This window comes from Paracoccus seriniphilus (assembly GCF_028553745.1).
GTDB classification, from domain to species: Bacteria; Pseudomonadota; Alphaproteobacteria; order Rhodobacterales; family Rhodobacteraceae; genus Paracoccus; species Paracoccus seriniphilus.
Genome location: NZ_CP067129.1, coordinates 1,011,299 through 1,038,000, shown reverse-complemented (window position 1 = coordinate 1,038,000; position 26,702 = coordinate 1,011,299). Strand labels below are relative to the sequence as shown.

The following is a 26,702-nucleotide window of genomic DNA, read 5'->3' as shown; positions in this document are numbered from 1 at the left end:
GGCCCGGATAGGAAAAGGCCGCCCTTTCGGGGCGGCTTTTTTGATGGGGGCATTCAGGGGATTCACATTGCGAATCCCAAAAGAAAAGAGGGCTGACACAAGGCCAGCCCTCTTTCAAACAGATCGGAAATCCGATCTGTTCCGTAATCAGCTGTCGTCGTCGTCCGAAGCAACAGCAGCGATCACGCCCAGCAGCAGCAGGGCGGGGATCACCAGGCCAGCGTTCGAGGACGCGGCTTCTTCTTCGATGACAACGGGCTCGACGTCAACGACGGGAGCAACATAGCCACCGGCCAGAGCCGAGGTTGCGGTCAGGCCGAGGGCGGCAGCGAAAGTAGCGAATTTGGTCATGATCATGCTCCGTTACATTTAAGAGCTGCCGTCTCCGGCAACATCAGTGCTGACAGTTACACAATCCAGAACAGTTGAAAAGCGGCATTGAATCGATTCCATCCCGGCCTTGCGTTCACTGTTGCATATTGGCCAACAGAACCAATGGGCGTGGGTTACCGTTTGCGGCCAATGACACCATTTTGTGTCAAACTGCCGTTAAACGCGACGAAAAACTTGCCCTAACGCGAAAAAAACCGTTGTTGCGGCAACGATCGAGGGGCCGGCAGGGCTGTCGAAATGCAGGCTGGACCACAGCCCCGCAGAGACCGAGATCGCCGCGATCACCGAGGCCAGAATTGCCATGCGTTCCGGAGTGCTGGTCTGTCCGCGCGCCGCGGCTGCCGGCACGATCAGCATGGCTGAAATCAGCAGCGAACCGACCACCCGAATGGCCAGGGCCACGACCACCGCAAGCGCAAGCGACAACACCAGACGCTCGAAGCGCGGATCTATTCCCGCCGCCATGGCCAGTTCCTCGTTGACGGTGGCAGTGACCATCTTCTGCCAGCGCCAGATCAGCAGCACCAGCACCAGCGCCGCCCCGCCCCAGATCAATGCAAGGTCAAACCGCCTGACCGCCAGAATGTCTCCGAAGAGAAAGGCGTTCAGATCGCCACGCGCCGAGGGCACAAAGCTGATCGCCACAAGACCGAAGGCCAGCGCCGAATGCGCAAGGACGCCCAGAACCGTATCCATGGCCTGTCCACGATTGGTCAGCACCGTCACCAGCACCGCCATCGAGATCGCCACGCTCAGCGTGCCGATATAGATCGACATGTTGAAGGCCAGACTGATGGCGACGCCCAGAATCGCGGCATGGGCCGTCGAATCACCGAAATAGGCCATACGCCGCCAGACAACGAAACTGCCCAGGGGGCCGGTGACAGCCGCCAGGCCAAGTCCGGCCAGCAAGGCGCGGATGAAAAAATCGTCAAGCATGTGACAGTTTCCGTCGGTTAATGCTGCAGCGGCTGGTCGTCATGACCGCCCTGCCCCAGTTGCGGTTCGCAGACCGCGCCATGTTCATGGTCATGATCGTGATGGTGCCGATACAGCGCCAGCGTGCCCTGCGCCCCCGATCCGAACAGGGCGCGATAGGCGGGATCGACACTGACATCCTCGGGCGTGCCTTCACAGCAGATATGTCCGTTCAGACAGATCACCCGATCCGAGGCCCGCATCACCACCAGCAGATCATGGCTGACCAGCAGGATCGCCGCCCCGGTTTCGCGCCGGACATCCTCGATCAGCTTGTAGAACGCCACGATCCCCGGCTGGTCCAGCCCCTGCGTCGGCTCATCCAGCACCAGCAGATCGGGGTTGTGCAGCAGCGCACGCGCCAGCAGAACGCGCTGGAACTGGCCGCCGGACAGCCGGGTCAGTTGTCGCTTCTCGACGCCGGTCACCCCGGTCATCTTCAGGGCTTCGCTGGCAACGGCATCGCCGACGCGACGCGGCAGCGACAGAAATCGCCTGACCGTCATCGGGATCGTGTTGTCCAGTTGCAACTTCTGGGGCACATATCCGATGCGCAACCCCGGTTTGCGCGTCACCCCGCCGCCCGCCAGCGGCATATGCCCCAACAGCGCACGGATCAGCGACGACTTGCCCGAGCCATTGGGGCCGACCACGGTCACGATCTCGCCCGGACGGATGGTGAAATCGACGTGTTTCAACACCGCTTCCGTGCTGCCGCTGCGCAGGACCGACAGGTTTCTGGCCTCGATCAGGGCGTTCATGCGGAACCCGCCTCGGCACAGCTGGCGCAAAGCCCGACAGCCTCGACCGTGACCCCCTCGACCACAAAGCCTGCCTCGCGCGACAGTTTGTTCATCTCGTTGCGCAGACAGCCGGCCGGAATTTCGGCCAGCTTGTCACAGGCGCGACAGATCAGGAAGGCCGGGGCATGCTCGCTTTCGGGATGCAGGCAGGCGGCAAAGGCGTTGAGGCGCTGCAACCTATGTGCCAGACCATGCTGCACCAGGAATTCCAACGCGCGGTAGGCAACCGGAGGCTGACTGCCAAAACCGTCCTCGGCCAGCCGCTCCAGCACCTCATAGGCCCCCATCGCCCGATGGGCTTCCAGCAGGATCTCAAGCGTGCGTCGGCGCACAGGGGTCAGCCGTGCCTTTCTGGCCGCCAATCTTTCTTCGGCCACCTGCAAGGCATGCGACTGGCAGAGGCAGTGATCATGGGGCGTAAAGGCTGTGCCCGCGTCGGGTTGTTCTTGCGTCACAGGATGAACCTTCCGGAAACTCGGTTGACTTGTTATTTTATTACATTGAAATAGCGCGGTCTACAACAGACCCAAAAGGCGAATTCATGCATCCTTCCCTTCCTGCCGCTGCCGTTGCAGCCTGCCTCGCTTCTCCGATCATGGCCCAGCCCCCGAAGATCGTCGTCGACACCAGCGTGACCGGCTCGATCGTCGCGAAGGTGCTGGGAGATCTGGGTGAACCCTCGATTCTGGTACCCGCCAATACCGATCTGCACCACTATCAGATGCGCCCCTCTGACGCACGCGTACTGCAAGATGCAGATATGCTGGTCTGGATCGGCCCTGAACTGACCCCCTGGCTGGGCCGTGCCGCCGAAGCCGGCGGCCAGATCGGTACCCAGCTGGAATTGCTGCATGTTGCGGGCACGCAATTGCAGAATTTCGGGGGCGAAACCGAAGAAGCACATGATCACGATGCGCATGACGAGCATGACGAGCATTACGAAGGCCATGACGAACATGCGGATCATGATGACCATGACGCTCACGATGACCACGACCACGACCACGACCACGACCACGACCACGACCACGACCACGACCACGATGGCGTGGATCCCCATGCCTGGCTCAACCCTGAAAACGCCATCCTCTGGACAGCCACCGTGGCCGAGGAACTGGCGCGAATCGACCCCGAGAATGCCGAGACCTACCGCGCGAATGCTGCCGCGGCCACAGAAGGGCTGCACGCCCTTGACAAGGAGTTGACCGCTCAACTGGCCCCCTTCGCCGATCAGAGCTTTGTCGTCTTCCATGATGCATACGGCTATTTCACCGCGCATTTCGGTCTGCAGCCGGCCATTGCCCTGTCCCTGGGTGATGCCACCAGCCCCTCGGCGGCACGTCTGACCGAGGTTCGCGAGCAAATCGCCCATACGCAGGCAAGCTGCGCCTTCCCCGAATTCGCGCATGACCCCAAGCTGGTCGAGACCGCCATCGAAGGCAGCGGCGCGCGCATCGGTGGAGAACTGGCTCCAGCCGGCGAGAATATCCAGCCCGGTCCCGATTTCTATGAGGATTTGCTACGGAATCTGGGCACGACGCTGACTGATTGCCTCGCGCAGGACTAAGGCAATTTCGGCGGGTGGCGTAATTCCGACTCTTTTACTTTGACTTACCTGATAGAATTTGTCAGCATTGTCGAAGCTAGGAACCTTTTCAATGAGGACGATCATGACCGCTACCCGCCCCTCTGAATTCTCCCGTCCCGCAACCTCTGTTCTGGCGCGCCTGCCCCAGCATGACGCAACGCAGCTGACACGTGGTGGAAATCAGGCGCTGATCGTTCTGGACGAACAGATCTACCAGCTGCGCATCACGCGCGCCGGGAAACTGATCCTGACCAAATGAAAAAGGGGCACATCAAGTGCCCCTTCCCTCAGCTTCTTGGCCCGCGCGGTTTGCCCTGTGGCTTGCCCCCCGGCTTGCCTCCAAAGCGTCCGGCGGGTTTGCCCCCGCCATCGCGCGAAAAGCCGCCTTTGCGGCCCTCGCCGCCACCGGCACGCGAGAAACCTCCCGAGCGACCCTCACCAGCCCCGTCACGCTCGCCACGCGGGCCCTTGAAGCCCGGCTTGCCTGCAAATGCCGGTCTGCCCCCTGCGGGCTTGCCAAAGGGTTTGCCCCCGGGCTTGCCATCGCGCTTTTCGCCCGGACGGTCCGAGAAACTGCGCCGCGGACGATCACCGGCACCGTCATCCTCGCGCCGAGGGCGGTTCGCGCCAAAGGTCTTGCCAAAGGGCTTTGCGCCACCACCGCGACGGTTTTCGCCACCATCATCCGCGCGGAAACCACGATCTCCGCGCTTTCCAAAGGCGCCATCATCCGCCTTGCGGTTTCCGGCAAAGCGACGCGGCCGTTCCGCCCCGTCATCCTTGCGGAACGGCCGAGCACCACCGGACTCGCCACGCCGTTCGGGACGCCGGCCTGATTCCGCGCCATGGGGGCGCATCTCGCGATCCTTCTCGGTCATGTCACCGGTCAGCAGACCGCCCAGCTGGTCGCGCAGCACGCGGCGCTTGACTTCGCTGACCTGATTCTTTTCCAGACCGACCAGCTTGAAGGGACCATAGCCGATCCGGATCAACCGGTTCACCTGCAGCCCGACATGCGCCATGGCACGACGGATCTCGCGGTTGCGGCCCTCGCGGATGCCGACAGTGACCCAGGCATTGGCACCCTGCTGGCTGTCCAGACGGATCTCCATGGGCGCAAAATCCTCGCCATCAATGGTGACGCCGCGACGCAGGGGATCGAAGGTCAGGTCGTTGGGCGTGCCATTGACTCGCACTCGATACCGGCGCAGCCAACCGGTCGCGGGCAACTCCAGGCGGCGTTTCAACTCGCCGTCATTGGTCAGCAGCAGCAACCCTTCGGAATTGAGGTCCAGCCGGCCGATGGTCATCACGCGCGGCAGATCGCGCGGCAAGGCGTCGAAAATGGTCTGGCGGCCCTTTTCATCGGATTCCGAGGTCACCAGCCCGTTGGGCTTGTAATACAGCCAGAGCCGGGTTTCCTGCTTTTCATCCAGCTTCTTGCCATCGACCACGACGACATCCGAAGGCAGCACGTCCAGCGCCGGGCTGGCAATCTTCTTGCCATTGACGCTGACACGACCTTCAAGGATCATGCGTTCGGCCTCGCGGCGGCTGGCCACACCGGCACGCGCCATCACCTTGGCGATTCGATCGGCATTGGCCGGTTTCTGCGGATTTTCGGGGGTTTCGGTCATTGCGACATCTCCTTCGCATCTCTGCGGGGCAAAAGGGGCCTTCTAGTCCCCGGATCGGCGCGTGGGAAGGATTCTTTTGCATGCGCGGGGCATGTGATCAGGTTAATGACGGGCAGAAATGGTTTTCACCTCTCATATGGCGCAGGCGCTGGATGAAGCGCAGGCAGCAGCGCAGCGCGGCGAAGTGCCGGTCGGAGCGGTTCTGGTCGCGCCGGACGGACGCGTGCTGGCCGCAGCGGGCAATCGAACCCGCGAGTTGAGCGACCCCACGGCCCATGCCGAGATTCTGGCAATCCGCGCCGCCTGTGCCCTGACCGGATCTGAGCGACTGCCCGGTCACAAGCTGTGGGTCACATTGGAACCCTGTCCCATGTGCGCCGCCGCCATCTCGGCCGCGCGAATCGACACGATCTATTACGGTGCCGAGGATGTGCGGATGGGCGGAGTCAGACATGGCGCGCGGGTATTCAGCCACCCGCAATGCCATCACCGGCCGCAGGTTTTCGATGGCATCGATGCCGCGGCATCGCGGCGCTTGCTGCAATCCTTTTTCAACGACAGAAGATAGCCGGACTGTGGCAAAAACCTGCCGGGAAACGGAAATCAGCGGGCTGCAACGGCTTGCACCGGCGCGCGTCCCGTCATATACCGTTGCCGACGCGGGTGTAGCTCAATGGTAGAGCAGCAGCCTTCCAAGCTGAATACGTGGGTTCGATTCCCATCACCCGCTCCACCTTCCCCCTGACAGTCAGACAGCCGCATGAAGCCGCGACCGGTTTTCCATGCGTCATGTCATGCACCCGCATCACGCCGCGCGCAGCCACGACAAAGGGCGACGGTATTTACCGCCGCCCCTGATCTGCTCCCTCCGGGTCCAGGCGCAGGCGTCAGCCGCGCAATGTGCCGCCCGTTGCCTTTTGCACCTTGTCGATGATCTTGCGGCCGACGGCCTCGATCTCGGCATCGGTCAGGGTCTTGTCGCGCGGCTGCAGACGCACGGTGATGGCAATGGATTTGCGCCCATCTTCCAGACCGGTAAACTGGTCAAAGACGCTGACAGACTGGATCAGCACCTTGTCCGCGCCCTGTGCCGCATTCACCAGCGTCATTGCCTCGACACGGGCGTCGACGACAAAGGCAAAGTCACGTTCGACGGCCTGCAACTCGGAAATCTCCAAAGCCGGGCGCGAAGGCGATTTGGCCTTGGGGAAAGGCACATTGGCGATTCGCACGGTAAAGGCAACCGCCGGACCCTTGACGTCCATGGCCTGCAGGACACGGGGATGGACCTCGCCAAAGCTGGCCAGAACATTCGGGCCAAGCGCAATATTGCCCGCGCGGCCCGGATGCCACCAGCCATCCAGCTTGCGGTTGATCTGCGCCCGCGCTGGTGCGCCAATCGCGTTCAGCACGGCTTCGGCATCGGCCTTGGCGTCATAGAGGTCCACCTTGCGATGGCTGCCAAAGGGGTCACGCGCCGCGCGTGCGCCGACAAGCAGACCCGAGATCTGCAAGGCCTGTTCGCCCGGCTCGCCGCCGGAAAAGACCGGCCCGATCTCAAACAGCGACAGATCGGCGTGACCGCGCGCCTGATTGCGGGCCGCCGCCGACAGCAGGCCGGGCAGCAGATCGGGGCGCAGATGGGTCATCTCGCTGCTGATCGGGTTTTCGACGCGCAGGGCATCACCACCACCGCCGAACAACCTGGCCGCAGCTTCGTCGATAAAGCTGTAGGTCACGCATTCATTGTAGCCCAGAGCCGCCGCCTGACGGCGCGCCGCGCGTTCACGCATCTGCAGCGGCGTCAGGATCGGGCGCGGAACCCCCGCCTGAGGACGCGGCAGGGGCTTGCCCTCCAGCTTGGTCAGGCTGGCGATACGGGCGATTTCCTCGACCAGGTCGGCCTCGCCCAGCACATCGGGACGCCATGACGGCACATGCGCCATGTCACCTTCAAGCCGGAAGCCCAGAGCCTCCAGAGAAGCGCGCTGCGTCGCTTCGGGAATATCCAGCCCCACAAGACTACTGGTGCGCGCCGGGTCCAGACGATAGGCGCGCGAGGTATCGGGAACAGCGCCCGCCGTGACGATTTCCGAAGCTTCGCCACCGCACAGGTCCATGATCATCTGCGTCGCCAGTTCAAGCCCCTGCAACGTGAACGCCGGATCAATGCCGCGTTCGAAACGATAGCGCGCATCGGAATTGATCTTCAGCGTGCGTCCCGCGGCTGCCGTGGCGATGGGGTCGAAATAGGCCGATTCGACAAAGACATCCGTGGTGTCATCATCCGCGCCGGACGCCGCGCCACCCATGATCCCGGCAATGCTTTCGGGACCGTTTTCATCGCAGATCACCACCGCATGTGCGGGCAGGTCGTAGGTCTTGTCATCCAGCGCCAGCAGCTGCTCTTGCGGGCGGGCCGCGCGCAGCGTCAGGTCGCCCTTGATCCTGGCCGCATCGAATACATGCAGCGGCCGGTTCAGATCATAGGTGAAGAAATTGGTGATATCGACCAGCGCATTGATCGGACGCAGACCGATGGCGGTCAGCCGCTTTTGCAGCCAGGCCGGGCTGGGGCCGTTCCTGACGCCGCGCAGCAGACGCCCGCTGAAGAAGGGTGCCTTGTCCGCGACTTCCGCGGCGATGGTGACCTGAACCGGACAGGGGAACTGACCTTTGACCGAGGCCTCGCGCAGCGGCTTCAACGTGCCAAGGCCACGCGCTGCCAGATCGCGGGCAATGCCGCGCACGCCAAGCGCATCGGGGCGGTTCGGCGTGATCTTGATATAGATCATCGGGTCGATCTTCTCGGGCGCATTTTCCGCCAGCCAGTCGATGAATTTCTGGCCGACCTCGCCCGAGGGCAGCTCGATGATGCCGTCATGTTCTTCCGACAGCTCCAGCTCGCGCTCGGATGCCATCATGCCATGGCTTTCGACGCCGCGAATCTTGCCCACGCTGAGCGTGACATCAATGCCGGGCACATAGTCGCCCGGCTTGGCCAGCACGACGGTAATGCCTTCACGCGCATTGGGGGCACCGCAGACGATCTGCTTTTCGCCCTCATCGGTGGCCACGCGACAGACCCGCAGCCGATCTGCGTCGGGATGCTGTTCGGCATGGACCACCTTGGCCAGGGTAAAGCTGCCCAACCTTGCGGCCGGGTCGGTGACTTCTTCGACCTCGAGGCCAAGATCGGTCAGCGCTTCGGTGATCTCACCAAGGCTGGCATTGGTTTCCAGATGTTCCCTGAGCCAGGACAGCGTGAATTTCATGTCGCAAACTTTCGTTCCGGGGCGGCGCGCCGCTTTCGGGCGCTCATTAACGCAAGGCGGCGGCAAATGGTAGAGGCACAGGGGCCAAGGATGCCGCGAAGCGCGCCACTTGTGTGGTCTGAATTGCTGCTTATCTCCATACATAGGATCGAAACGCGACAAGCGGGAACAGGCAAGGATGAGCATCCAACAGCAACTGCTGATCGAACAGCGCGTCACGAATGAGTCCAAATCGCCCTTCGTGGCCTATCTTCTGGCAATCCTGCTTTGGGGCTTTGGCGCGCATCGCCTGTATCTGGGTCGCTACATGAGCGGCTTCCTGATGCTGCTGCTATGGGGGATGGGCTGGTTGACCGCCCCCATCCTGATCGGCTGGCTTCCCATTGCGCTGGTCTGCATCTGGGCCACCATCGACCTGTTCCTGATCCCCGCGATGATCCGCGAAGATCAGGCCGTCCTGCGCCAGCGGCTGACCGCCGAAAGCTTTGGCGCCCGCTGAACGCCCTGGGCAGATGCAGGATAATCGCTGGCGGAAAATCCGGTGAATATCCCCTGACATCGGCGATTATACGATTTTGTCAAATTATCTTTTCGCAAAGCCGCCGTTTACGCGCTGAACGCCCAAGCCTACTTCTGCCCTGCAAGAACACGGTAGCAGAAAGATCGCCCCATGCAGCAGGCAGACTGACCCAGGGACCGACCCCACGAATTTCGTCGAACCGACCTGTTTCGAACAGGCAAACGCGATCCCGCCCGGGAAACGCGCCCATATTCAACTTGCCATCAGGACATGATCCATGACCATCCATATCACTGACTTCGCCAGAAAACGTCACACCGCCAAAGCCTATGCGCCGCGCCGCATCTCGGAAGAGGATATGGCTCAGGTGCGTGAGCTTCTGCGCTTCAGCCCCTCGTCGACCAATCTTCAGCCCTGGCATTTCGTGATCGCCGAGACCGAGGACGGCAAGGCGCGCGTCGCCAAGGCCGCTGCTGAAAAATTCCCCTTCAACGTCCCTTCGATCAAGGCCGCCTCGCATGTGATCGTCTTTGCCAGCCGGATCGAAGCGGACGAGGACTATCTGCAGCGGGTATTGGAAAACGAAGAAGAAGCAGGTCGCTTTGCCGGAAATCCCGAAGAGTTCAAACCCGCCATGCACAAGGGCCGGTCGATGTTCGTGGACATCCACCAGAAACAGATCGGCGACGGCACGCAATGGATGGCGCATCAGGTTTATCTGAACCTGGGCCAGTTCCTGTTGGGCGTCGCGACCCTTGGCATCGACGCGACCCCGATGGAGGGCATCGATACGGCGGTTCTGGATGAGGAATTCGGACTGCGCGAGAAAGGCTATGCCAGCCTCTTCGTCGTGCCGATCGGATATGCCGACCCCGACGCCGACTACAATATGGCGCTGCCCAAGGCACGTCTGCCCGAGGCCGAGATCATCACCACGGTCTGACGCCTGCCGTCAGGGGCGGTCGCATCACGGGATCGACCGCCCCCGTTGGCATGATCAGTCGCCTTGGCGTTCGCGCATCTGTTGCCACCGATCTGGCTTTTGGTCCCGGTAGCCCCAGTTTCAACTGCTGGTTGATACACTCGATATCTGACACCACCCCGCCGTTTTCACGGCAACCATCCGGACTGGCCACAGCCCAAGGTTGCCAGCAACAGGCGCCCAGAAAACAGTTCAACACTGCCGAAACTCGTATATGGTCAAGTAATTCGAATGGGACTGCACATTGCGTCATGCAATGCGAGAGACGAGACCATGGTCGTGGGGGCAAACGCATTTTCATGCGGCCCGCCGGGTGCCAGTTGATTTCACATGGCGGTCTTCGAAGCTCGTTGCTGCAGATCCCTGTCAGGTTTGTTCAGGAAACAGAGGTCGATATGCCGACAGTTACCCTATACATCCGAGGCGACCAGCTTGCGACTTACACGAGCTATTCAGGAAGCGGAAATGGCACGGAGCGCGTCGTGACCGTGCAGGGGGTGACCCCGGTTGGCGATGAAAACGACCTGTATACGGTTACCCTGGAACAGGTGAACACCGGCGTCGATGAAGTTCAGAACGGGCAATTGATCACGATCACCGATGCAAGCGGCAACGTCATTCTGGGCCCGACCGGCGTCAATCCCGATGCCGAGCAGGGTCGGGCGGCCGGCGATCAGTATCTTTTGCTGACCAGCGCCAATTACCTGATCGACCTTCGCGGCATCACCGACAGCACGATTGAATACACCATCGACGATGAATTCGTCACTGATGACGATGGGCAGCTGGATTTCATCGAATTTCCCTGTTTCACGCCGGGCACGATGATCGAGACTCCTCGCGGACCGGTCGATGTCGCACATCTGAAGGTTGGCGATCTCATCCGGACGGCGGATCAGGAGGCCGTGCCGATCACATGGATCGGGCGCTCGCTTGTCGAGTTGAGAGACCGGGACGTGACCCGGAAGCCGGTCCTTCTGATGCGCGACTGCCTGGGCAAGGGCAAGCCATTCGCCGATACGATCATTTCGCCGGATCACCGCATCCTGATCAGCGATCCCGGCTGCGAATTCCTGTTCAGACAGCCCGAGGTTCTGGCCATTTCCAAGGGGCTTGCGGCATTGCCGAAGGTGCGGCACATGCGCGGCAAGAACAGGATCGAGTATATTTCGATCTTTACGCAGCATCACCAGATCATATTTGCGAACGGACTTGCTGTCGAAACGCTTTACCCCGGCGAGCAGGCGCTTCAACGGCTGCTGCCGCTGGCGCGCGCCAAATTGCTGTCCGTCTGTCCCGCAGCCGGAAGTCCGAATATCGAAACCGCCTATCCCCCTGCCCGACGTCTGCTGACGATGGCGGAAACCGATGCCTTGACCAAGGTCATGCAGGCCGCGACACGCGTCGATCACCCCGCCGGGCCGGAATCCCGGCCCGATCCGGACACAGCAACGGACACATCTGTTCGGCGCAAGGCCATATCCGGCTGAAGCCCGCCGGTCCGTATGGATTCATGATCCGCGAAGGCTGGCACCGCAAACGGTGCCTAGCTGCGCAATGCGGGCAGGCCGACCCCGGTAGACTGGAAACCACCGTCCGAGGCGATGGTCTGGCCGGTCACATAGCTGGCATTGCCCGAGCAGAGGAAGACGATCACTGAGGCGATTTCATCTTCGGACCCATAGCGGTTCAGCGGGATCGCATCGTGATAGGCGGCGATGATCTCGGGGGAATGCACGGCCATGGCCAGCTTGGTGCGCACCGGACCGGGTGCCACGCAATTGGCGCGGATGCCATATTCGCCCAGTTCCGCGGCCTGCTGCTGCGTCAGATGGACCACTGCGGCTTTCGATGTGCCATAGGCAACCCGCAGCGTCGAGGCGCGCAGCCCCGAGATCGAGGCGATATTGACGATGGCGCCCTGGACCCGCTTGAGATGCGGGATCGCCGCCTGCGAACACAAAAAGACCCCGTCAAGATTGGTCGACATGACGCTGCGCCAGCGTTCGAAGGTGGTCTCTTCGATGGGACCGAAATCGGCCACACCGGCATTGTTGATCAGCGCGTCGATACGTCCGAAGGCCGTCGCGACCTGCGCCATCATTGACTCGACCTGATCGGGCCGTGACACATCGCAGACCACCGGCAACACGTCCTGCAACTGCGCCGCCTCGGCCATCAATGCCTCGGCGTCGCGGTCGATCATCGCCACCCTGCGACCCTCGGCCAGGAACTGTTTGGTGGTCGCCAGGCCGATGCCCCGCGCGGCACCGGTGACGATGACTGTCTTCTGGGTCAATGGAAGGCTCCTCAGTTGGCAGGCCCGAGCAGGGCAAGGGAAAGCTGCGGAACAAGGCCGATCACAGCCAGCCCGACCAGGCAGACCAGCAGGAAGGGCAAGGCGCCGCGGGCGACTCGCTCGATCGGCAATCGCGTGACATTGGCCGCGACATAAAGATTGATCCCCACCGGCGGGGTGATCAGCCCGATGGCCAGATTGACCATCACAAGAACGCCGAACCACACCGGATCCCAGCCAAGTTCACGCACCACCGGCATGAAGATCGGCAGGCAGATGAACATGACCGTTACCGCATCCATGAACATGCCCGCGATCAGCAGGATCAGCATGATGACCAGCAGGATCACGGCCTCATTGCCCGACAGGCCCAGCAAGGCACCCGAATATGTGCCGACCAGATCCTCGACCGTGACCACCCAGCCAAACAGGCTGGCATAGGCGACGACCAGCATCACCGTGGCCGAAGAGGCCGCCGCATCGGACAGCGAATCATACAGCCCTTTCAGAGTCAGCGTGCGATAGACCAGCCCGCCGACCAGCAGCGCATAGACCGTCGCCACCAGTGCCGCCTCGGTCGGGGTGAAGACACCGGAATAGATGCCGCCCAGGATGACCACCGGAGTCATCAGCCCCCAGAAGCTTTCCTTGAAGGACAGCCACAGGCGGGTGCCATAGGGCTTGTCCGAATGTGGCAGCGGGCTGAGCCTTTCCAGCGAAGCCGCCTGCACGCCTTTCGGCTTGGCGAAGGGCAGCGTCAGCAGCATCATCAGCCCCATGAAAAGCCCGGGAAGGATGGCGGCAAGGAACAGCTGCGAAATGGAGGTCTCGGCAATCACCCCATAGATGACCAGCCCGATTGATGGCGGAATGACGATGGACAGCGCCGCGCCGGTGCATACAAGACCGGCGGCATATGGCTTTGGATAGCCGTCCTCCTCCATCCCCTTGATGATCATCGGGCCGATCGCGGCGACCGAGGCCGGACCCGAGCCGCTGACCGCACCCCAGAACAGGCAGACCACCGTGCCCACGACACCCATGCCGCCCGGCGTGCCGCCAACCATGACGCGGAAGAAGCGGATCATCCGTTCGGCAATGCCAAGCGAGCCCATCAGCGTGCCGGCAAGGATAAAGAAGGGAATGGCCAGCAGCGAGAACTTGGTGATGCCGGCGGCAATCAGATCGCCCGCAAGATCCAGCCCGAAGCCGATCTGCCACATGGCATAGATCGCCGACAGCCCCAGCGAAAAGGCCACAGGCACGCGCAGCGCCAGCAGGATGAAGAACAGGATCACCATTTCGGTGCCCGTGGGAATCCCGGGAAAGAGATCATACATCCGGGATCACCTCATGCTCTCCGCCGTTTTTCCAGACCTGCCGGGCGTGTTGCAGATAGCGAATCAGCACCAGCGCAAAACCGAATGGCACCGCCGCCTGATAATACCAGGCGGGAATCTGCAATCCGTAAGAGCGCATCCCGTTGTCGATCAGATTGGTCATCGCCTGCCATGAGAACCAGGCCGACAGCACAAGCAGAAAGACCGAGGCCAGAACCGACATCACAAAGACCACCCGCTGCGCCGGTCGCGGCAACAGGTCATGCAGCAGCCCGACGGCCAGATGTTCGCCCCGCCGCGCGGCAATGGCGGCCCCGAAGATGGTCAGCAACAGGAATCCGTTGGTCAGAAGTTCTTCGGTCGAGGCCAGCGAGTAATGCGTGCCATAGCGCACCACCACATTGGCAAAGCCCAGAAAGGTCATGGCCAGAAAGAGCACCGCACAGATGATTTTTTCGGCCTCGCGCAGGATGAAGCTCATTGACCCTCCCAATGCTTAAAAGAACGAAGAACCGCGCCCCGTTAGGGACGCGGTCTTCAGTGTGAGGGCCTATTTAGCGCCATCAATCGCGGACTGGAAGCTCTCTACCAGTTCCGGGCCGACTTTGGCCGCCCATTCGTCAAAGGCGGGTTGGGTCGCAGCCTTGAATGCGGCCAGTTCCTCGGCAGTGGGTTCATAGACCTCCATGCCCTTGTCACGCAGGAAGGCGATGCCGCTGGCGGTTGCCTCGCGGCTGATGTCGCGCTGATAGGCCATCGCCTCTTCGGCGGCGGCCTTCACCTTGGCCTGGGTCTCGGCATCATAGCTGTCCCATTTCTTCTGGCTGATGCCGATGAAGATCGGGTCATAGGAGTAATGCCAGGTGGTCAGATATTTCTGCACCTCATAGACCTGCTGGGGAATGATCACCGCACCGATCGGGTTTTCCTGACCGTCCACGACGCCCTGCTGCAGCGCGGTCATGGTCTCGCCCCATTGCATCTGCTGCGGATTGGCACCCAGCGCATTCATCACGTCGATATACATCGGACCGGCGACGCGCATGTTCAGGCCCTTCATGTCGTCGGGGCTGTGAATCGGGCGGGTGTTGTTGGTCACCTCACGGAAGCCGTTTTCACCCCAGGCCAGCACGATGATGCCCTTGCCTGCAAGGATCTCGGCCAGTTTCGCACCGGGTTCGCCCTGCGTGGTCGCATCGACCTCGTCATAATTGGCATAGAGATAAGGCAGCGAGAAGGCCGCCATCTCGGGCACCAGCGGGGTGACATTGATGGCCGAGGTCACGACCAGATCGACGGCACCGCGACCGACCATTTCGGCCTGACGCATCTGATCGCCACCCGCAAGCTGGGCGTTGGGGAAGACGCGCACGGTCATCTCGCCATCGGTCGCCTCGGAAAGCAGTTCGCCGAATTTCTCGGCACCCTTCTGCCATGTGGTGGTGTCACCGGTATTATGTGACAGGCGCAGCGTCTCGGCCGCGGCGGCGCCAACCATCATCGCGCCCGCCAGCAAGGTTGCCAGGGCCGTGTTGCCCAGTTTCGAGAAAGTCATTCTTTCCTCCCAAAGTCACGGGCCGTCGCCAGCCCCATACCACGCAGGCCCCCATGCCCTGCACAATGATCCACATAATGGACCATTCTGAATATGGTGAGCAAGAAAAACTTGCAGCCTGGGCAAAAAAACAAAATATTAAAGAGAATCCGTCGTGCTTCCGTGAAAGGAGATGGGCCAAACAGGTCCATATTATAGAACAAGTGACTGCCGACATTACCTCGGGTAATCTTCATGGCAGCCAGAGCGTCGATCGCGCACTGGCCTTGCTGGCCATGGTTGGCCGTCACCCCGTCGATGGCGCCAGCCTCGGTCAGCTTGTCACGGAATCCGGGCTGAACAAACCCACGGTCAGGCGGCTGTTGCTGGCCTTGATTCGCAATGGGATGATAGAACAGAACGAACAGACGCGGCGCTATTTCCCCGGCGAGGAAGCCTATATCCTGGGCACTTTCGCCGCCCACCGCCACGGCTTGCTGGAACTGTCCTATGAACCGCTGGCCCGGCTGGCGCAGACAACCGGCGACGCGGCCTTCCTGTCGGTGCGGCGAGGGTATTCATCGCTGTGCCTGCATCGCGAAGAGGGCACCTATCCCATCCGCACCTATGCGCTGACGACGGGACGGCTGCACCCCCTTGGCGTTGGCGCGGGATCGCTGGCCATGCTGGCCGCCCTGCCCGATGCAGAGGTCGAGGCCGCCCTGAATGCCAATGCCGAACGGCTGGCCCGGGATTATCCCGGCCTTCCCGCCGAAGAAATCCGCGACCGCGTCCGCGACGCGCGATCCAGCGGCCACGCCCTGAACCCCGGCCTGATCTTTCCCGATTCCTGGGGGCTTGGGATGGCGTTGCACCGTCCAGATGGCAGCCTGGCCGGAGCCGTGTCGCTGGCCGCCATCGAAAGCCGGATGCAGCAGCCGCGTCGTGACGAACTGTTGTCGCATCTGAAGCAGGCCGCACAGGATATCGAGACGACTCTCGCGCAGCTTTACGCCGCGCGCACCCGCATTTGAGGAGGACATCATGCAAGACCCACAGATCGTCGGCTGGGGCCATACGCCCTTTGGAAAATCCGAACATCCCGACACGGAAAGCCTGATGGCCGCTGCCGTCTCGGAAGCGCTGGAACATGCCGGGATCACCCCCGAGGATGTCGATGGGCTGTTCGTCGGTGTCTATAACAACGGCTTTTCCCGGCAGGATTTCCAAGGCGCGCTGGTTGCCATGAGCGACGAGCGTTTCGCCCACACCCCCGCGACACGCTATGAAAACGCCTGCGCCACCGGTTCGGCGGCGCTGCATGGCGCGATGGATTTCATTGCCGCGGGGCGCGGACGGATCGCCCTGGTGGTCGGCGCCGAAAAGATGACCGCCACCCCGACCCCCGAGGTCGGTGATATCCTCTTGGGTGCCAGCTATCGCAAGGAAGAGGCCGATATCGACGGCGGTTTTGCCGGACTGTTCGGACAGATCGCGGGCGGCTATTTCCAGCGTTATGGCGACAAGAGCGAAGAACTGGCCATGATCGCCGCCAAGAACCACAGCAATGGCATGGCCAACCCGCTGGCGCATATGCGCAAGGATTTCGGCACCGAGTTCTGCAATACCGTGTCGCAGAAGAACCCGATTGTCGCAGGACCGCTGCGGCGCACGGATTGCTCGCTGGTTTCGGACGGGGCTGCCGTGCTGGTGCTGGCCGATCCCGAAACCGCCGCCGAGATGAAGCGCGCCATTGCCTTTCGCGCCCGCAGCCATGTCAATGAAATCATGGCTCTGTCGCGCCGTGACGTGCTGGAATTCGCCGGCGCCCGCAAGGCCTGGGCGCAGGCCCTTGATGCCTCGGGCCTGACGCTTGACGATCTGTCGCTGGTCGAGACCCATGACTGTTTCACCATTGCCGAAATGCTGGAATATGAAGCCATGGGCCTTGCAGAACGCGGTCAGGGCGGGCGGGTGATCCGCGAGGGCATCACGGCCAAGGATGGCAAGCTGCCGGTGAATGCCTCGGGCGGGCTGAAATCCAAGGGCCATCCGATCGGCGCGACGGGCGTTTCCATGCATGTGATGGCGGCGATGCAACTGACCGGAAATGCCGGAGAGATGCAGATCCCCGATGCCACGGTCGCGGGCGTGTTCAACATGGGCGGCGCTGCGGTAACCAATTACGTGTCGATCCTGGAGCGCGTGAAATGAGCATCGACCTGTCGGGCGGCATGCCGCCCGTTTCGACGCGGGTGATGAACCTGTCGAACTTCCTGACCGAAAGTGCGCGCCGTCACCCTGATGACATCGGTTTCGTCTGGGGCGAGAAATCCTGGACATGGGCGGAAATGGAGGCCCGTTCGGCTGCCTTTGCCGCGGCGCTGCAGGATCGATTCGGGCTGAAAAAGGGCGACCGGCTGCTGGTGCAATCGGCCAACAACAACCAGATGTTCGAGGCAATGTTTGCCTGCTGGCGCATCGGCGCGATCTGGGTGCCCGCCAATTGCCGCCAATCGCCCGAGGATATCGCCTATCTTGCCCAAAGCTCGCAGGCCAGGGGCATCCTGTGCGGGGCCGAATTCCCCGAACATGCGGCGGCATGCAGGGATATCGGCTTTGTGGTCGGCATTGGCGCCGGACTGGGCGAGGATTACGAAACCCTTGTGGCCGATCATCTGGGCCAGCGCCCGGCGCAGGCCGAGGTCAACCGCGACGATCCTTGCTGGTTCTTCTTTACCTCGGGCACCACGGGACGCCCCAAGGCGGCAGTGCTGACCCATGGCCAGATGGCCTTTGTCGTCACCAACCACCTGTGCGACCTGATGCCGGGCACCGGCCCGCAGGATGCCTCGCTCGTGGTGGCCCCCCTCAGCCATGGGGCGGGCGTCCATCAGCTGACGCAGGTGGCCCATGGGGTCAAGACGATCCTGCCCGTCGGCCCGAAATTCGACCCGCAAGAGGTCTGGAGCCTGGTCGAGACCTGGAAGGTGACCAATCTCTTCACCGTGCCGACCATCGTCAAACTGCTGGTCGAACATCCTTCGGTGCATCAGCATGACCATTCCTCGCTGCGCTACATGATCTATGCCGGCGCGCCCATGTATCGGGCCGATCAGATCCGCGCGCTGGAAACCCTTGGCCCCAAGCTGGTGCAATATTTCGGCCTTGGTGAGGTCACCGGCAATATCACCGTGCTGCCCCCTGCCCATCACTCGGCCGATGATGACAGCATGCGCATCGGAACCTGCGGCTTTGCCCGCACGGGGATGCAGGTGCAGATTCAGGATGCCAATGGTCACGAGGTCGCACAGGGCGAGACCGGAGAGATCGCGGTGATCGGGCCTGCCGTCTTTGCGGGCTATTTCGACAACCCCGAGGCCAATGCCAAAAGCTTTCGCAATGGCTGGTTCCTGACCGGCGATCTGGGACATATGGATGCCGAAGGCTTCGTCTATCTGACGGGGCGATCCTCGGACATGTATATTTCGGGCGGCTCGAACATCTACCCCCGCGAGATCGAGGAAAAGATCCTGCTGCATCCCGACATATCCGAGGTCGCGGTTCTGGGCATGCCCGATCCGGTCTGGGGCGAAATCGGCGTCGCGGTCTGCGTCGCGCGCAGCGCGGGCGTGACAGCCGAAGCGTTGCTGGACTGGCTGGCCCCCAAGGTCGCCCGCTACAAGATGCCCCGCCATGTGGTGTTCTGGGACGAAATGCCCAAAAGCGCCTATGGCAAGATCACCAAGAAGATGATCCGCGAAGAGCTTCTGGCGCGGGGCGACCTGCCCCGACCCGAAACGAAGACGCCCGAGAAGAGCGCTGCCCAATGACGGCGCGGCGGGTTCTGACCCATCCCGGTCCGCGCAACCCCGCGCGTTTCACGGCCTTGCCCTGCCGCGCCCGGCCCGTGGAACTGCAACTGCAAGCGGGAATACCCGTCGAACAGGCGGTGGTGCAGGCCTTTTCACAGGCTGGCTTCAGCGCGGGTTATCTGCGGCTGGCGGATGCAAGTTTCACGCGGCTGTCCTATGTCATCCCCGGCCCCGCCCCCGGTGACGGCCGGGCGGCATGGTACAGCGCGACCCATGTGATCGAGGATGCGGTTCTGGCCGAGGCCGGGCTGCATCTGGGCCGCAAGAATGGCGCACCCTTCCTGCATTGCCACGGGCTGTGGTCAGACGTCGGGGGGCCGCTGCGCATGGGGCATCTGCTGACCGGCGATTCGATACTGGCGCGTGATCTGCATGTCAGCGGCTGGGGTCTGTCAGGTGCCACGCTGGAGGTGCAGCCCGATCCCGAAACCGGTTTCGAGCTGTTCACGCCAACCGCCACCACGTCCAGCCGGACAGGGCAGCCTGCCCTGCTGTGCAGGCTGCGTCCCAATGAGGACCCGCATGCCCTGCTTCCGCAGGCCGGGGCAACGCTCGGCAAGGCGCGGATCGAAGGGCTGGGCAGCCTGATCAATACATCTTTCACGGATGGCACGCAGGACAGCTATGCCACCGAGGTCCTGTTGCGCAGCGGGCGACTGGACCGCGATGGCGTGACGATCGAGGCTGCCTCGGTCGGACTGGACGGTGAACCGATGAGCGGCATTCTGCACCCTCATGACAACCGCATCTGCATCACCGCCGAGGTGCTGCTGATCGCTGAACCTTGAACAGGGCGGTGACGCTGCCCCTGGTGGCGCGTCACCTCTGCCCAGCAGCCATTGTGGCAGCCCGGGCCGCATGGAAAGATCCGCCCACATGGACAGGACCATGGGCGGTCAGCCCCTTCCTCAGCCTGCCCCGGATTGACCCCATATGCCTGCCATGGGTCTGGTGCCGCCAGTTGCTGACATGAATTTCCTCATGTAATCCAGCGGACAAGACATCAGGAAACAGACCTCAGCCAGTTCGAAGATATGGTGCCATAGCTTGCATCTATGCACGTCACGCCAGGAGACACATGAAATGCACTTGATACTTCATATGGGACCCTCGAAGACCGGCTCCTCGGCCATTCAGGTTGCACTTCATCAGAACAAGGATGTTCTGAGCCAGCATGGCATACATATGACCAAGACAAGTGGTCACGACCTTTGTTTCAGATACAGATATTCCAAGAAACTGCCGCCCAAGATGGAGCGCAGGTTCGGATCCCTGGAACAGATGGTTTCCAGGGCAGAGGAAGAATGGCAGAAATTCGAAGCCGAAGTTCATGAAAACAAATATGAGACGGTCATCGTCTCCAGCGAAGACATTCCCTCGGCGAAACTGCGTGACGATCTTGTTCGGCGCCTTCAAAAGAGCTTCGACAAGATAACCGGAATTCTGTATTTCCGAGATCCGGTTGACCTCTACATTTCAGAATTGAACCAACGCATCCGGCACGGGTTGCGCTTTCGTCATGCGCCGACCCCGGTTCAATACAAGTACAGGCATCTTGAATTTGCCGAGTGGTTCACATCCCTTGCAGGCCGCGATGCACTGGTGACCCGGAACTTTGACAGAGCAAACCTGAAAGACGAAAATGTTGTCTCGGATTTCTTTGACATCATCGAGAAAACATGTCGCGTCAATATCGACTTCAAGATCCCATCCGCACCGGTCAATCCCAGCCTGACGGGTGCCGCGACCACATGGATGTTCTCTTTCAATGAAATTCTCGACCGTCGGATCAAGAGGATCAACAAGGACATTCTTGATCGACGTTCCGATGTCATCAAGAAGTTGCGCCATTCGGAAACCGTAAGCAAACATGAAAAACTGCGGCTTACGGATCCGGAACTGCAAGCCGTCATTCGCCAGAACGCGGCAGCAGACATGAAGATCATCAACGAGAAATATCTGCAGGGACAGGTTCCCCTGAATATCGGCAACCACCAACCCGTCGAGCTTACCCAGGAACAGGCGCGTGACCGGATGCGGGAATGGCTGCTGGGATACATGACGCCGGAAGCCGTATCGGATGTCACCAGAGAGCTTCTGAGCTGACGGGTCGTATCGGATCGCACCGGAAGTCCTCGCGAGATCCGCAAGGATCGCTGGCGGGGGCATGTCCTGGCCAGATTGTTTGATCCCGGCAGCACTGTCGCATAGCTTGCCTGCATGTCGTCACGGATCACCGCCTTTCCCCTTCGCCCTTCCCGCGTCCATGAAGCCTGCGGGCCATTGGCTGCAGGTCTGGCCGCGGCCTCGGCGGCAAATGCCGGGGCGGCGCTCTGGCTGCGCGAAGGCTGGAGGCCAGAGATGATCAGCCCGCTGGGGCTGAACAACTATCTCGATCCGGCACGGGTTCTTTCGGTCAGGACAAGGGATCAGATCGAGACACTGGCCGCGGCCGAGGAAGCGCTGCGCGCCGGGGTCGTTCCGCTTGTCGTCATGGAACTGACCCAGCCGATTGGCCTGACCGCCGGGCGCAGATTGCAACTGGCCGCCCGGGCCGGGCAAAGCACGGGATTATGCCTGATCCCCGAAGGCATGGGCAGTCACGCGGCAGAAACGCGCTGGCGCTGCACCCCGATCCCCGACCCCGAGAACCCACCCGAGGACTCGACTCTGCAATCATGGGAGCTTATCAAGAACAAATCAGGAACATCAGGTCTGTGGCATGTGCGCTGGAGTCTCTCGACGCGTCATCTCATTGTGGTTTCCCCGGCTCGCAAGTGACCGGGTCTTGCGACATGGCGCGATCACCGGCCCCTTCGCGCTGACCCTGACGGAACAGAACGTCAACCGGATTTATTGCCTGAACACAAGCGCCGAGCGTCAGGGCCTGCATCGCGGCATGGCCTTTTCCGATGCCCGTGCCTTTTGCCCTGACCTGCAAAGCCGCCCCGCCCAGCCAGAGATGGATCAGCAGTTCCTGGCCGGATTGCGCCGTTGGGCGACGCGCTATTCCCCCTGGGTCGGCATCGAGGGCGATGACGGGCTGGTGCTGGACATCACCGGCGCGGCGCATCTGTTCGGCGGCGAGACCATGATGCTGACCGATCTGCGCCAACGCCTTGACGGAATGGGGCTGAACGTGCAGATCGGACTTGGCGACACGCGCGGCGCGGCCTGGGCGCTGGCCCATTTCGCCGAAGGTGTCGCGCCTGCAGGCGAGATGCTGGCCTCGCTTGGCCCGCTGCCGGTGGCGGCGCTGCGATTGGATGCCGATACCGTCACGGCGCTGAAACGCATGGGGTTGCGCAGCATCGGACAGCTTGCCAAGGCCCCGCGCGCCCCGCTTGCCCGGCGCTTCGGCTCCGGCTTGCTGATGCGACTGGATCAGGCCCTGGGGCAGCAACCCGAACAGATTTCTCCGCAACAGGAACCGCCACATTACGGCGTGCAACTGAACCTGCCTGAACCGATCGGGCTGGAGGCCGATGTAATGGCTGGCACCGCGCGCTTGCTGGAACGGCTGTGTCGCAAGCTGGAAGACCGGCAAACCGGCGCACGGATGCTGAAGCTGACCCTGCGCCGGGTCGATCAGCAGGCCCGGAATGTCGAGCTGCGCCTTGCCCGCCCGATGCGCGACCCGGCGCTGATCCTGTCGCTTTTCGCGCGCAACATCGGCAAGGTGGACGCCGGTTTCGGCATTGATCACATGCGGCTGGAAGCCACACAGGTCGAGCCCCTTCGCCCCGAGCAGGTCAGCCACAGCCATTCGGATCGCGAAGTCGGGCTGGACGATCTGATCACCCGGATCGGCACGCGGGTCGGGCTGGAAAACATCCAGCGTTTCCTGCCCGCCGACAGCCATATTCCCGAACGCAGCTTCATGATCGTCCCCGCCGCCAGTTCCCGGGCCGAAAGCTTTTCGGCAGGGTCACGCCCGCGCCCGCTGATCATGTTCCCGCCCGAACCGATCAGCGCCTCGGGTCCGCGCCCGCCACAGCAATTCCGCTGGCGGCGGATGCGCCTGACCACCCTGTCCGCGACCGGCCCTGAACGGATCGCGCCGGAATGGTGGCTTGATGATGAAAACTGGCAACGCGGCTTTCGCGATTACTGGTGCGTGCAGACCGAACAGGGGCGCCGTCTGTGGTTGTTTCACACGCCGCAGAATCCCGGCTGGTTCGTTCAGGGGGAATTCGCATGAGCACCCGATCCCCGGCGGCGGCCGCCCCCCAGCCCTATGCCGAGCTTTGCGTGACCAGCAATTTCACCTTTCTGACCGGGGCCTCGCATCCCGAAGAACTGGTAACCCGCGCGGCCGAACTGGGCCTGACAGCGATTGCGATCACCGACCGGAACTCTCTGGCCGGTGTGGTGCGGGCCTATTCCGCATTGCAGATACTGGAACGCAATGCGCAAGACATTGGGTCTCCCGGCCTCGCCACCTTGCCCCGCCTGATCACCGGCTGTCGTCTGGTGCTGCGCGACAGCACCGTGGACTGGCTGGCCCTGCCCACCGATCTGGCCGCCTATCAACGGCTGTCCCGCCTGTTGACCCTTGGCAAAAGACGCGCTGAAAAAGGCGACTGCCATCTGGATCTGGCGGATCTTCTGACCGGTTGCAGGGGCATGATCCTGATCGCCCTGCCACAGGGCGCGCCCGACAATGCCCTGCCCGACCTGATGCAGGTGCAGCGCAGCTTTCCCGGCCATGTCTTTCTGGGCGCCGCCCCGCGTTATGACGGCTCGGACCAGATGTATCTCAATGCCTGCGCCCGGCTGGCCCTGCGCTGTTCGACCCCGATGGTTGCGGTGGGGGATGTGCTGATGCATCGCGCCTGTCGCCGCCCGCTGGCCGATGTGCTGACCTGCCTGCGCGAAGGCTGCACCATTGACCAGATCGGCACCCGCGCCCTGCCCAATGCCGAAAGGCGGCTGAAATCGGGGACTGACATGGCCCGGATCTTTCGCAACCATCCCGCCGCCCTGCGCCGGACCGTGGAAATCGCCAATCGCTGCGCCTTCAGCCTGTCCGAACTCAGCTATCAATATCCGGACGAGATCGTTCAGGGCGATGAAACTCCGATGGCGCGGCTGACGCGACTGGCCCATGAGGGCCTGCGCCGCCGCTATCCGCAGGGCGCGCCACAGCGGGCCTGCAAGCTGATGGAAAAGGAACTGGCCGTCGTGGCCGAACTGGATTTCCCGGCCTATTTCCTGACCGTCCATGACATTGTTCAATATGCACGCAGTCAGGGCATTCTCTGCCAGGGGCGCGGATCAGCGGCCAATTCCATCCTGTGCTACCTGCTGGGCATCACCGATGTCTCTCCTGATCTGATCGGCATGGTGTTCGAGCGCTTCATCTCGCGCCACCGCGGCGAACCGCCCGATATCGATGTCGATTTCGAACATGAACGGCGCGAAGAGGTCATCCAGTGGATCTATCACAGATACGGTCGCGAGCGCGCGGGCCTGTGTGCCACGGTGATCCATTTCCGGTCCCGCGCCGCGATCCGCGAGGTCGGCAAGGTGATGGGGCTCAGCCAGGACGTGACCGCCGGCCTGTCCGGCCAGATCTGGGGATCTTCCGGCAAGGGACCGGATTTGGACCGCGTTCGCGAGTTGGGCCTTGATCCCAATGACCGCCGCCTCGCCCTGACCCTGCGCCTGATCGGCGAGCTGATCGGCTTTCCACGTCACCTGTCTCAGCATGTCGGCGGTTTCGTCATCACCAAGGGCCGGCTGGACGAGCTGTGCCCCATCGAGAATGCCGCAATGGACGACCGCACCCTTATTGAATGGAACAAGGACGACATCGACACCCTGGGCATTCTCAAGGTCGACATTCTGGGGCTGGGAATGCTGACCTGTATCCGCAAGGCCTTTGACCTGCTGAAGCGGCATGAACAGACCGCGCTGACCCTTGCCACCGTCCCCGCCGAGGACGCACAGACCTATCGGATGCTGCAACGCGCCGATGCGGTTGGCGTCTTTCAGGTCGAAAGCCGGGCACAGATGAATTTCCTGCCCCGCATGAAGCCGCGCGAATTCTATGATCTGGTGATCGAGGTCGCCATCGTCCGGCCCGGCCCGATTCAGGGCGGCATGGTCCAGCCCTATATCCGCCGCCGGCAAGGGCTGGAAAAGCCCGAACCCTTCGGGGCCGAACTGGAAGAGGTCACCCGCCGCACCCTTGGCGTGCCGCTGTTTCAGGAACAGGCCATGCAGATCGCCGTGGTCGGGGCCGGTTACAGCGCCGAAGAGGCCGACCAGCTGCGCCGCGCATTGGCCTCGTTCCGGCGTATGGGCACCATTGGCGAACATCGCGACAAATTCATCAATGGCATGTTGGCGCGCGGCTATTCCCCCGACATCGCCAAGCGCTGCTTTTCCCAGATCGAGGGTTTTGCCGATTACGGCTTTCCCGAAAGCCATGCCGCCGCCTTTGCCCTTCTGGTCTATGTCTCGGCATGGCTGAAATGCCATCATCCGGCGGTCTTTGCCTGCGCGCTGCTGAACTCGCAGCCGATGGGGTTTTACGCGCCCGCACAGATCGTGCGCGATGCCCGCGAACATCAGGTGGAAATCCGCCCGATCTGCGTGAACGCCAGCCTTTGGGACAACAGCCTTGAACGGCGCGCCGACGGGCAACTGGCGCTGCGACTGGGATTTCGCCAGATCAGGGGCTTCCGGCAGGATGATGCAGAATGGATCGTCGCTGCGCGGGGCAATGGCTACCCCGATCCGCAATCCCTCTGGCTGCGGGCCGGTGTCGCGCCCGCCGTGCTGGAACGGTTGGCCGAGGCGGATGCCTTTTCAGGCATGGGGCTGACGCGGCGCAACGCGCTGTGGCAGGTGCGCGCCATCAAGGGGCAGAACCCCCTGCCGCTGTTCAACGACCCGCTGGATGGCGAGGTGATCCACGAACCCGCCATCACCCTGCCCGGCATGCATCTGGGCGAGGAAGTCGTCGAGGATTACATCGCCACCCGCCTGACCCTGCGCGCCCATCCGATGGAATTGCTGCGCCCGTCCCTGCCCGGCCTGACCCCGCATGACAAGCTGGCCGAGGCACCGCAGACACAGACCACGGTCTGCGGGCTGGTCATCACCCGCCAACGCCCCGGCACGGCCTCGGGCGTGATCTTCCTGACGCTGGAGGATGAAACCGGCGTATCCAACATCATTGTCTGGAACGCGGTCTTTCAGCGATTTCGCCGCGCCGTCATGGGCGGGCGGCTGCTGAAGGTCACCGGGATGTTGCAGCGCGAAGGCCCCGTCGTGCATCTGATCGCGCAGAAGATCGAGGATGTCTCGCATTGTCTCAGCGATCTGGGCCATCCGCTGGGGGAAGAGCTGGGCACGACCACTCCGCAAAGCGACAGCGTGCCGCGCCGCTTTGCCCGATCACGCGCCACACATCCGCGCGAACAGGCAAAGCGGCTTTTTCCCAGCCGTGATTTCCACTGACCCGAAGA

Annotated in this window: 24 protein-coding genes and 1 tRNA gene; 15 read left to right on the top strand and 10 right to left on the bottom strand. The window is 62.2% G+C overall.

Features of this window, described 5'->3' with window-relative positions; all coding sequences use genetic code 11:
• Positions 1-147: 147 nt before the first annotated feature.
• The 4 genes from JHW44_RS05130 to JHW44_RS05115 all read right to left on the bottom strand — a co-directional run bounded on the left by JHW44_RS05130 (position 148) and on the right by JHW44_RS05115 (position 2,629).
• Complete coding sequence (locus JHW44_RS05130) at positions 148-351, bottom strand: hypothetical protein (protein ID WP_372803621.1); 204 nt, start codon at positions 349-351, stop codon at positions 148-150.
• Positions 352-549: 198 nt separating this feature from the next.
• A complete protein-coding gene (locus JHW44_RS05125; protein WP_089343107.1) occupies positions 550-1,332 on the bottom strand; it encodes a metal ABC transporter permease in 783 nt (260 codons plus the stop codon).
• A 17-nt stretch (positions 1,333-1,349) separates the two neighbouring features.
• Positions 1,350-2,132, bottom strand: a complete 783-nt coding sequence (locus JHW44_RS05120) for a metal ABC transporter ATP-binding protein (RefSeq protein WP_089343108.1) — start codon at positions 2,130-2,132, stop codon at positions 1,350-1,352.
• Positions 2,129-2,629: a Fur family transcriptional regulator gene (locus tag JHW44_RS05115; protein ID WP_089343109.1), complete on the bottom strand. Its 501-nt coding sequence runs from the start codon at positions 2,627-2,629 to the stop codon at positions 2,129-2,131. Before JHW44_RS05115 ends, JHW44_RS05120 begins: the two co-directional genes overlap by 4 nt.
• An 86-nt stretch (positions 2,630-2,715) precedes the next feature.
• Here JHW44_RS05115 and JHW44_RS05110 point away from each other — a divergent pair, with 86 nt between their 5' ends.
• Positions 2,716-3,741, top strand: coding sequence for a zinc ABC transporter substrate-binding protein (locus JHW44_RS05110; RefSeq protein WP_089343110.1), 1,026 nt, complete (start codon positions 2,716-2,718; stop codon positions 3,739-3,741).
• Between the two features lie 103 nt (positions 3,742-3,844).
• Positions 3,845-4,021 (top strand): hemin uptake protein HemP, encoded by a 177-nt coding sequence (hemP, locus tag JHW44_RS05105; protein ID WP_089343111.1) that lies wholly within the window; start codon positions 3,845-3,847, stop codon positions 4,019-4,021.
• A gap of 28 nt (positions 4,022-4,049) precedes the next feature.
• Here hemP and JHW44_RS05100 read toward each other — a convergent pair whose 3' ends face one another.
• Positions 4,050-5,399 (bottom strand): pseudouridine synthase, encoded by a 1,350-nt coding sequence (locus JHW44_RS05100; RefSeq protein ID WP_089343112.1) that lies wholly within the window; start codon positions 5,397-5,399, stop codon positions 4,050-4,052.
• 118 nt (positions 5,400-5,517) lie between these two features.
• On the opposite strand from JHW44_RS05100, the gene JHW44_RS05095 reads away from it, so the two are divergent.
• Both JHW44_RS05095 and JHW44_RS05090 read left to right on the top strand, forming a co-directional pair.
• The gene (locus JHW44_RS05095; RefSeq protein WP_089343113.1) at positions 5,518-5,967 is read left to right on the top strand and encodes a nucleoside deaminase; all 450 of its coding nucleotides are present in this window, start codon (positions 5,518-5,520) and stop codon (positions 5,965-5,967) included.
• Positions 5,968-6,058: 91 nt separating this feature from the next.
• A tRNA-Gly gene (locus JHW44_RS05090) sits at positions 6,059-6,132 on the top strand.
• Between the two features lie 154 nt (positions 6,133-6,286).
• Here the strand turns inward: JHW44_RS05090 and pheT are convergent.
• Complete coding sequence (gene pheT / locus JHW44_RS05085; RefSeq protein WP_089343114.1) at positions 6,287-8,674, bottom strand: phenylalanine--tRNA ligase subunit beta; 2,388 nt, start codon at positions 8,672-8,674, stop codon at positions 6,287-6,289.
• 178 nt (positions 8,675-8,852) lie between these two features.
• Here pheT and JHW44_RS05080 point away from each other — a divergent pair, with 178 nt between their 5' ends.
• The 3 genes from JHW44_RS05080 (at position 8,853) to JHW44_RS05070 (ending at position 11,666) form a co-directional block, all read left to right on the top strand.
• Positions 8,853-9,173 carry a TM2 domain-containing protein gene (locus tag JHW44_RS05080; RefSeq protein WP_089343115.1) on the top strand — a complete coding sequence of 107 codons (321 nt, stop codon included), beginning with the start codon at positions 8,853-8,855 and terminating at the stop codon, positions 9,171-9,173.
• 298 nt (positions 9,174-9,471) lie between these two features.
• Complete coding sequence (nfsB, locus tag JHW44_RS05075) at positions 9,472-10,137, top strand: oxygen-insensitive NAD(P)H nitroreductase (RefSeq protein ID WP_089343116.1); 666 nt, start codon at positions 9,472-9,474, stop codon at positions 10,135-10,137.
• A gap of 434 nt (positions 10,138-10,571) precedes the next feature.
• Positions 10,572-11,666: a Hint domain-containing protein gene (locus tag JHW44_RS05070; protein ID WP_179217636.1), complete on the top strand. Its 1,095-nt coding sequence runs from the start codon at positions 10,572-10,574 to the stop codon at positions 11,664-11,666.
• Positions 11,667-11,722: 56 nt separating this feature from the next.
• On the opposite strand, the gene JHW44_RS05065 is transcribed toward JHW44_RS05070, so the two are convergent.
• The 4 genes from JHW44_RS05065 to JHW44_RS05050 form a co-directional block, all read right to left on the bottom strand.
• Positions 11,723-12,475 (bottom strand): SDR family NAD(P)-dependent oxidoreductase, encoded by a 753-nt coding sequence (locus tag JHW44_RS05065; RefSeq protein WP_089343118.1) that lies wholly within the window; start codon positions 12,473-12,475, stop codon positions 11,723-11,725.
• Between the two features lie 11 nt (positions 12,476-12,486).
• Positions 12,487-13,815, bottom strand: coding sequence for a TRAP transporter large permease (locus JHW44_RS05060; RefSeq protein WP_089343119.1), 1,329 nt, complete (start codon positions 13,813-13,815; stop codon positions 12,487-12,489).
• Complete coding sequence (locus tag JHW44_RS05055) at positions 13,808-14,296, bottom strand: TRAP transporter small permease (RefSeq protein ID WP_089343120.1); 489 nt, start codon at positions 14,294-14,296, stop codon at positions 13,808-13,810. The genes JHW44_RS05060 and JHW44_RS05055 overlap by 8 nt, the downstream gene beginning before the upstream one ends.
• A gap of 69 nt (positions 14,297-14,365) precedes the next feature.
• On the bottom strand, positions 14,366-15,370 hold the full coding sequence (locus JHW44_RS05050) for a DctP family TRAP transporter solute-binding subunit (RefSeq protein WP_089343121.1): 1,005 nt from the start codon (positions 15,368-15,370) through the stop codon (positions 14,366-14,368).
• Positions 15,371-15,573: 203 nt separating this feature from the next.
• Here JHW44_RS05050 and JHW44_RS05045 point away from each other — a divergent pair, with 203 nt between their 5' ends.
• From JHW44_RS05045 to JHW44_RS05010, 8 genes are all read left to right on the top strand, one after another.
• Entirely contained in the window at positions 15,574-16,383 is an 810-nt protein-coding gene (locus tag JHW44_RS05045) for an IclR family transcriptional regulator (protein WP_245846828.1), read from the top strand.
• Positions 16,384-16,393: 10 nt separating this feature from the next.
• Positions 16,394-17,563, top strand: coding sequence for an acetyl-CoA acetyltransferase (locus JHW44_RS05040; RefSeq protein ID WP_089343123.1), 1,170 nt, complete (start codon positions 16,394-16,396; stop codon positions 17,561-17,563).
• Positions 17,560-19,182, top strand: a complete 1,623-nt coding sequence (locus JHW44_RS05035) for an acyl-CoA synthetase (protein ID WP_089343124.1) — start codon at positions 17,560-17,562, stop codon at positions 19,180-19,182. The genes JHW44_RS05040 and JHW44_RS05035 overlap by 4 nt, the downstream gene beginning before the upstream one ends.
• Positions 19,179-20,012: a PPC domain-containing DNA-binding protein gene (locus JHW44_RS05030; protein WP_089343125.1), complete on the top strand. Its 834-nt coding sequence runs from the start codon at positions 19,179-19,181 to the stop codon at positions 20,010-20,012. Before JHW44_RS05035 ends, JHW44_RS05030 begins: the two co-directional genes overlap by 4 nt.
• Positions 20,013-20,307: 295 nt before the next feature.
• The gene (locus JHW44_RS05025; RefSeq protein ID WP_143811432.1) at positions 20,308-21,330 is read left to right on the top strand and encodes a hypothetical protein; all 1,023 of its coding nucleotides are present in this window, start codon (positions 20,308-20,310) and stop codon (positions 21,328-21,330) included.
• Positions 21,331-21,444: 114 nt separating this feature from the next.
• A complete protein-coding gene (locus JHW44_RS05020; protein ID WP_089343127.1) occupies positions 21,445-22,005 on the top strand; it encodes a hypothetical protein in 561 nt (186 codons plus the stop codon).
• Positions 21,947-23,425 (top strand): Y-family DNA polymerase, encoded by a 1,479-nt coding sequence (locus tag JHW44_RS05015; protein ID WP_089343128.1) that lies wholly within the window; start codon positions 21,947-21,949, stop codon positions 23,423-23,425. The genes JHW44_RS05020 and JHW44_RS05015 overlap by 59 nt, the downstream gene beginning before the upstream one ends.
• Entirely contained in the window at positions 23,422-26,694 is a 3,273-nt protein-coding gene (locus JHW44_RS05010; protein ID WP_089343129.1) for an error-prone DNA polymerase, read from the top strand. The genes JHW44_RS05015 and JHW44_RS05010 overlap by 4 nt, the downstream gene beginning before the upstream one ends.
• Positions 26,695-26,702: the final 8 nt, after the last annotated feature.

Excerpts from the sequence above, each read along its gene's own strand:
- JHW44_RS05130 (WP_372803621.1), bottom strand. The coding sequence starts at position 351 with ATGACCAAATTCGCTACTTTCGCTGCCGCCCTCGGCCTGACCGCAACC.
- JHW44_RS05125 (WP_089343107.1), bottom strand. The coding sequence starts at position 1,332 with ATGCTTGACGATTTTTTCATCCGCGCCTTGCTGGCCGGACTTGGCCTG.
- JHW44_RS05120 (WP_089343108.1), bottom strand. The coding sequence starts at position 2,132 with ATGAACGCCCTGATCGAGGCCAGAAACCTGTCGGTCCTGCGCAGCGGC.
- JHW44_RS05110 (WP_089343110.1), top strand. The coding sequence starts at position 2,716 with ATGCATCCTTCCCTTCCTGCCGCTGCCGTTGCAGCCTGCCTCGCTTCT.
- hemP (WP_089343111.1), top strand. The coding sequence starts at position 3,845 with ATGACCGCTACCCGCCCCTCTGAATTCTCCCGTCCCGCAACCTCTGTT.
- JHW44_RS05100 (WP_089343112.1), bottom strand. The coding sequence starts at position 5,399 with ATGACCGAAACCCCCGAAAATCCGCAGAAACCGGCCAATGCCGATCGA.
- JHW44_RS05095 (WP_089343113.1), top strand. The coding sequence starts at position 5,518 with ATGGTTTTCACCTCTCATATGGCGCAGGCGCTGGATGAAGCGCAGGCA.
- pheT (WP_089343114.1), bottom strand. The coding sequence starts at position 8,674 with ATGAAATTCACGCTGTCCTGGCTCAGGGAACATCTGGAAACCAATGCC.
- JHW44_RS05080 (WP_089343115.1), top strand. The coding sequence starts at position 8,853 with ATGAGCATCCAACAGCAACTGCTGATCGAACAGCGCGTCACGAATGAG.
- nfsB (WP_089343116.1), top strand. The coding sequence starts at position 9,472 with ATGACCATCCATATCACTGACTTCGCCAGAAAACGTCACACCGCCAAA.
- JHW44_RS05070 (WP_179217636.1), top strand. The coding sequence starts at position 10,572 with ATGCCGACAGTTACCCTATACATCCGAGGCGACCAGCTTGCGACTTAC.
- JHW44_RS05060 (WP_089343119.1), bottom strand. The coding sequence starts at position 13,815 with ATGTATGATCTCTTTCCCGGGATTCCCACGGGCACCGAAATGGTGATC.
- JHW44_RS05055 (WP_089343120.1), bottom strand. The coding sequence starts at position 14,296 with ATGAGCTTCATCCTGCGCGAGGCCGAAAAAATCATCTGTGCGGTGCTC.
- JHW44_RS05050 (WP_089343121.1), bottom strand. The coding sequence starts at position 15,370 with ATGACTTTCTCGAAACTGGGCAACACGGCCCTGGCAACCTTGCTGGCG.
- JHW44_RS05040 (WP_089343123.1), top strand. The coding sequence starts at position 16,394 with ATGCAAGACCCACAGATCGTCGGCTGGGGCCATACGCCCTTTGGAAAA.
- JHW44_RS05035 (WP_089343124.1), top strand. The coding sequence starts at position 17,560 with ATGAGCATCGACCTGTCGGGCGGCATGCCGCCCGTTTCGACGCGGGTG.
- JHW44_RS05030 (WP_089343125.1), top strand. The coding sequence starts at position 19,179 with ATGACGGCGCGGCGGGTTCTGACCCATCCCGGTCCGCGCAACCCCGCG.
- JHW44_RS05025 (WP_143811432.1), top strand. The coding sequence starts at position 20,308 with ATGCACTTGATACTTCATATGGGACCCTCGAAGACCGGCTCCTCGGCC.
- JHW44_RS05020 (WP_089343127.1), top strand. The coding sequence starts at position 21,445 with ATGTCGTCACGGATCACCGCCTTTCCCCTTCGCCCTTCCCGCGTCCAT.
- JHW44_RS05015 (WP_089343128.1), top strand. The coding sequence starts at position 21,947 with ATGTGCGCTGGAGTCTCTCGACGCGTCATCTCATTGTGGTTTCCCCGG.
- JHW44_RS05010 (WP_089343129.1), top strand. The coding sequence starts at position 23,422 with ATGAGCACCCGATCCCCGGCGGCGGCCGCCCCCCAGCCCTATGCCGAG.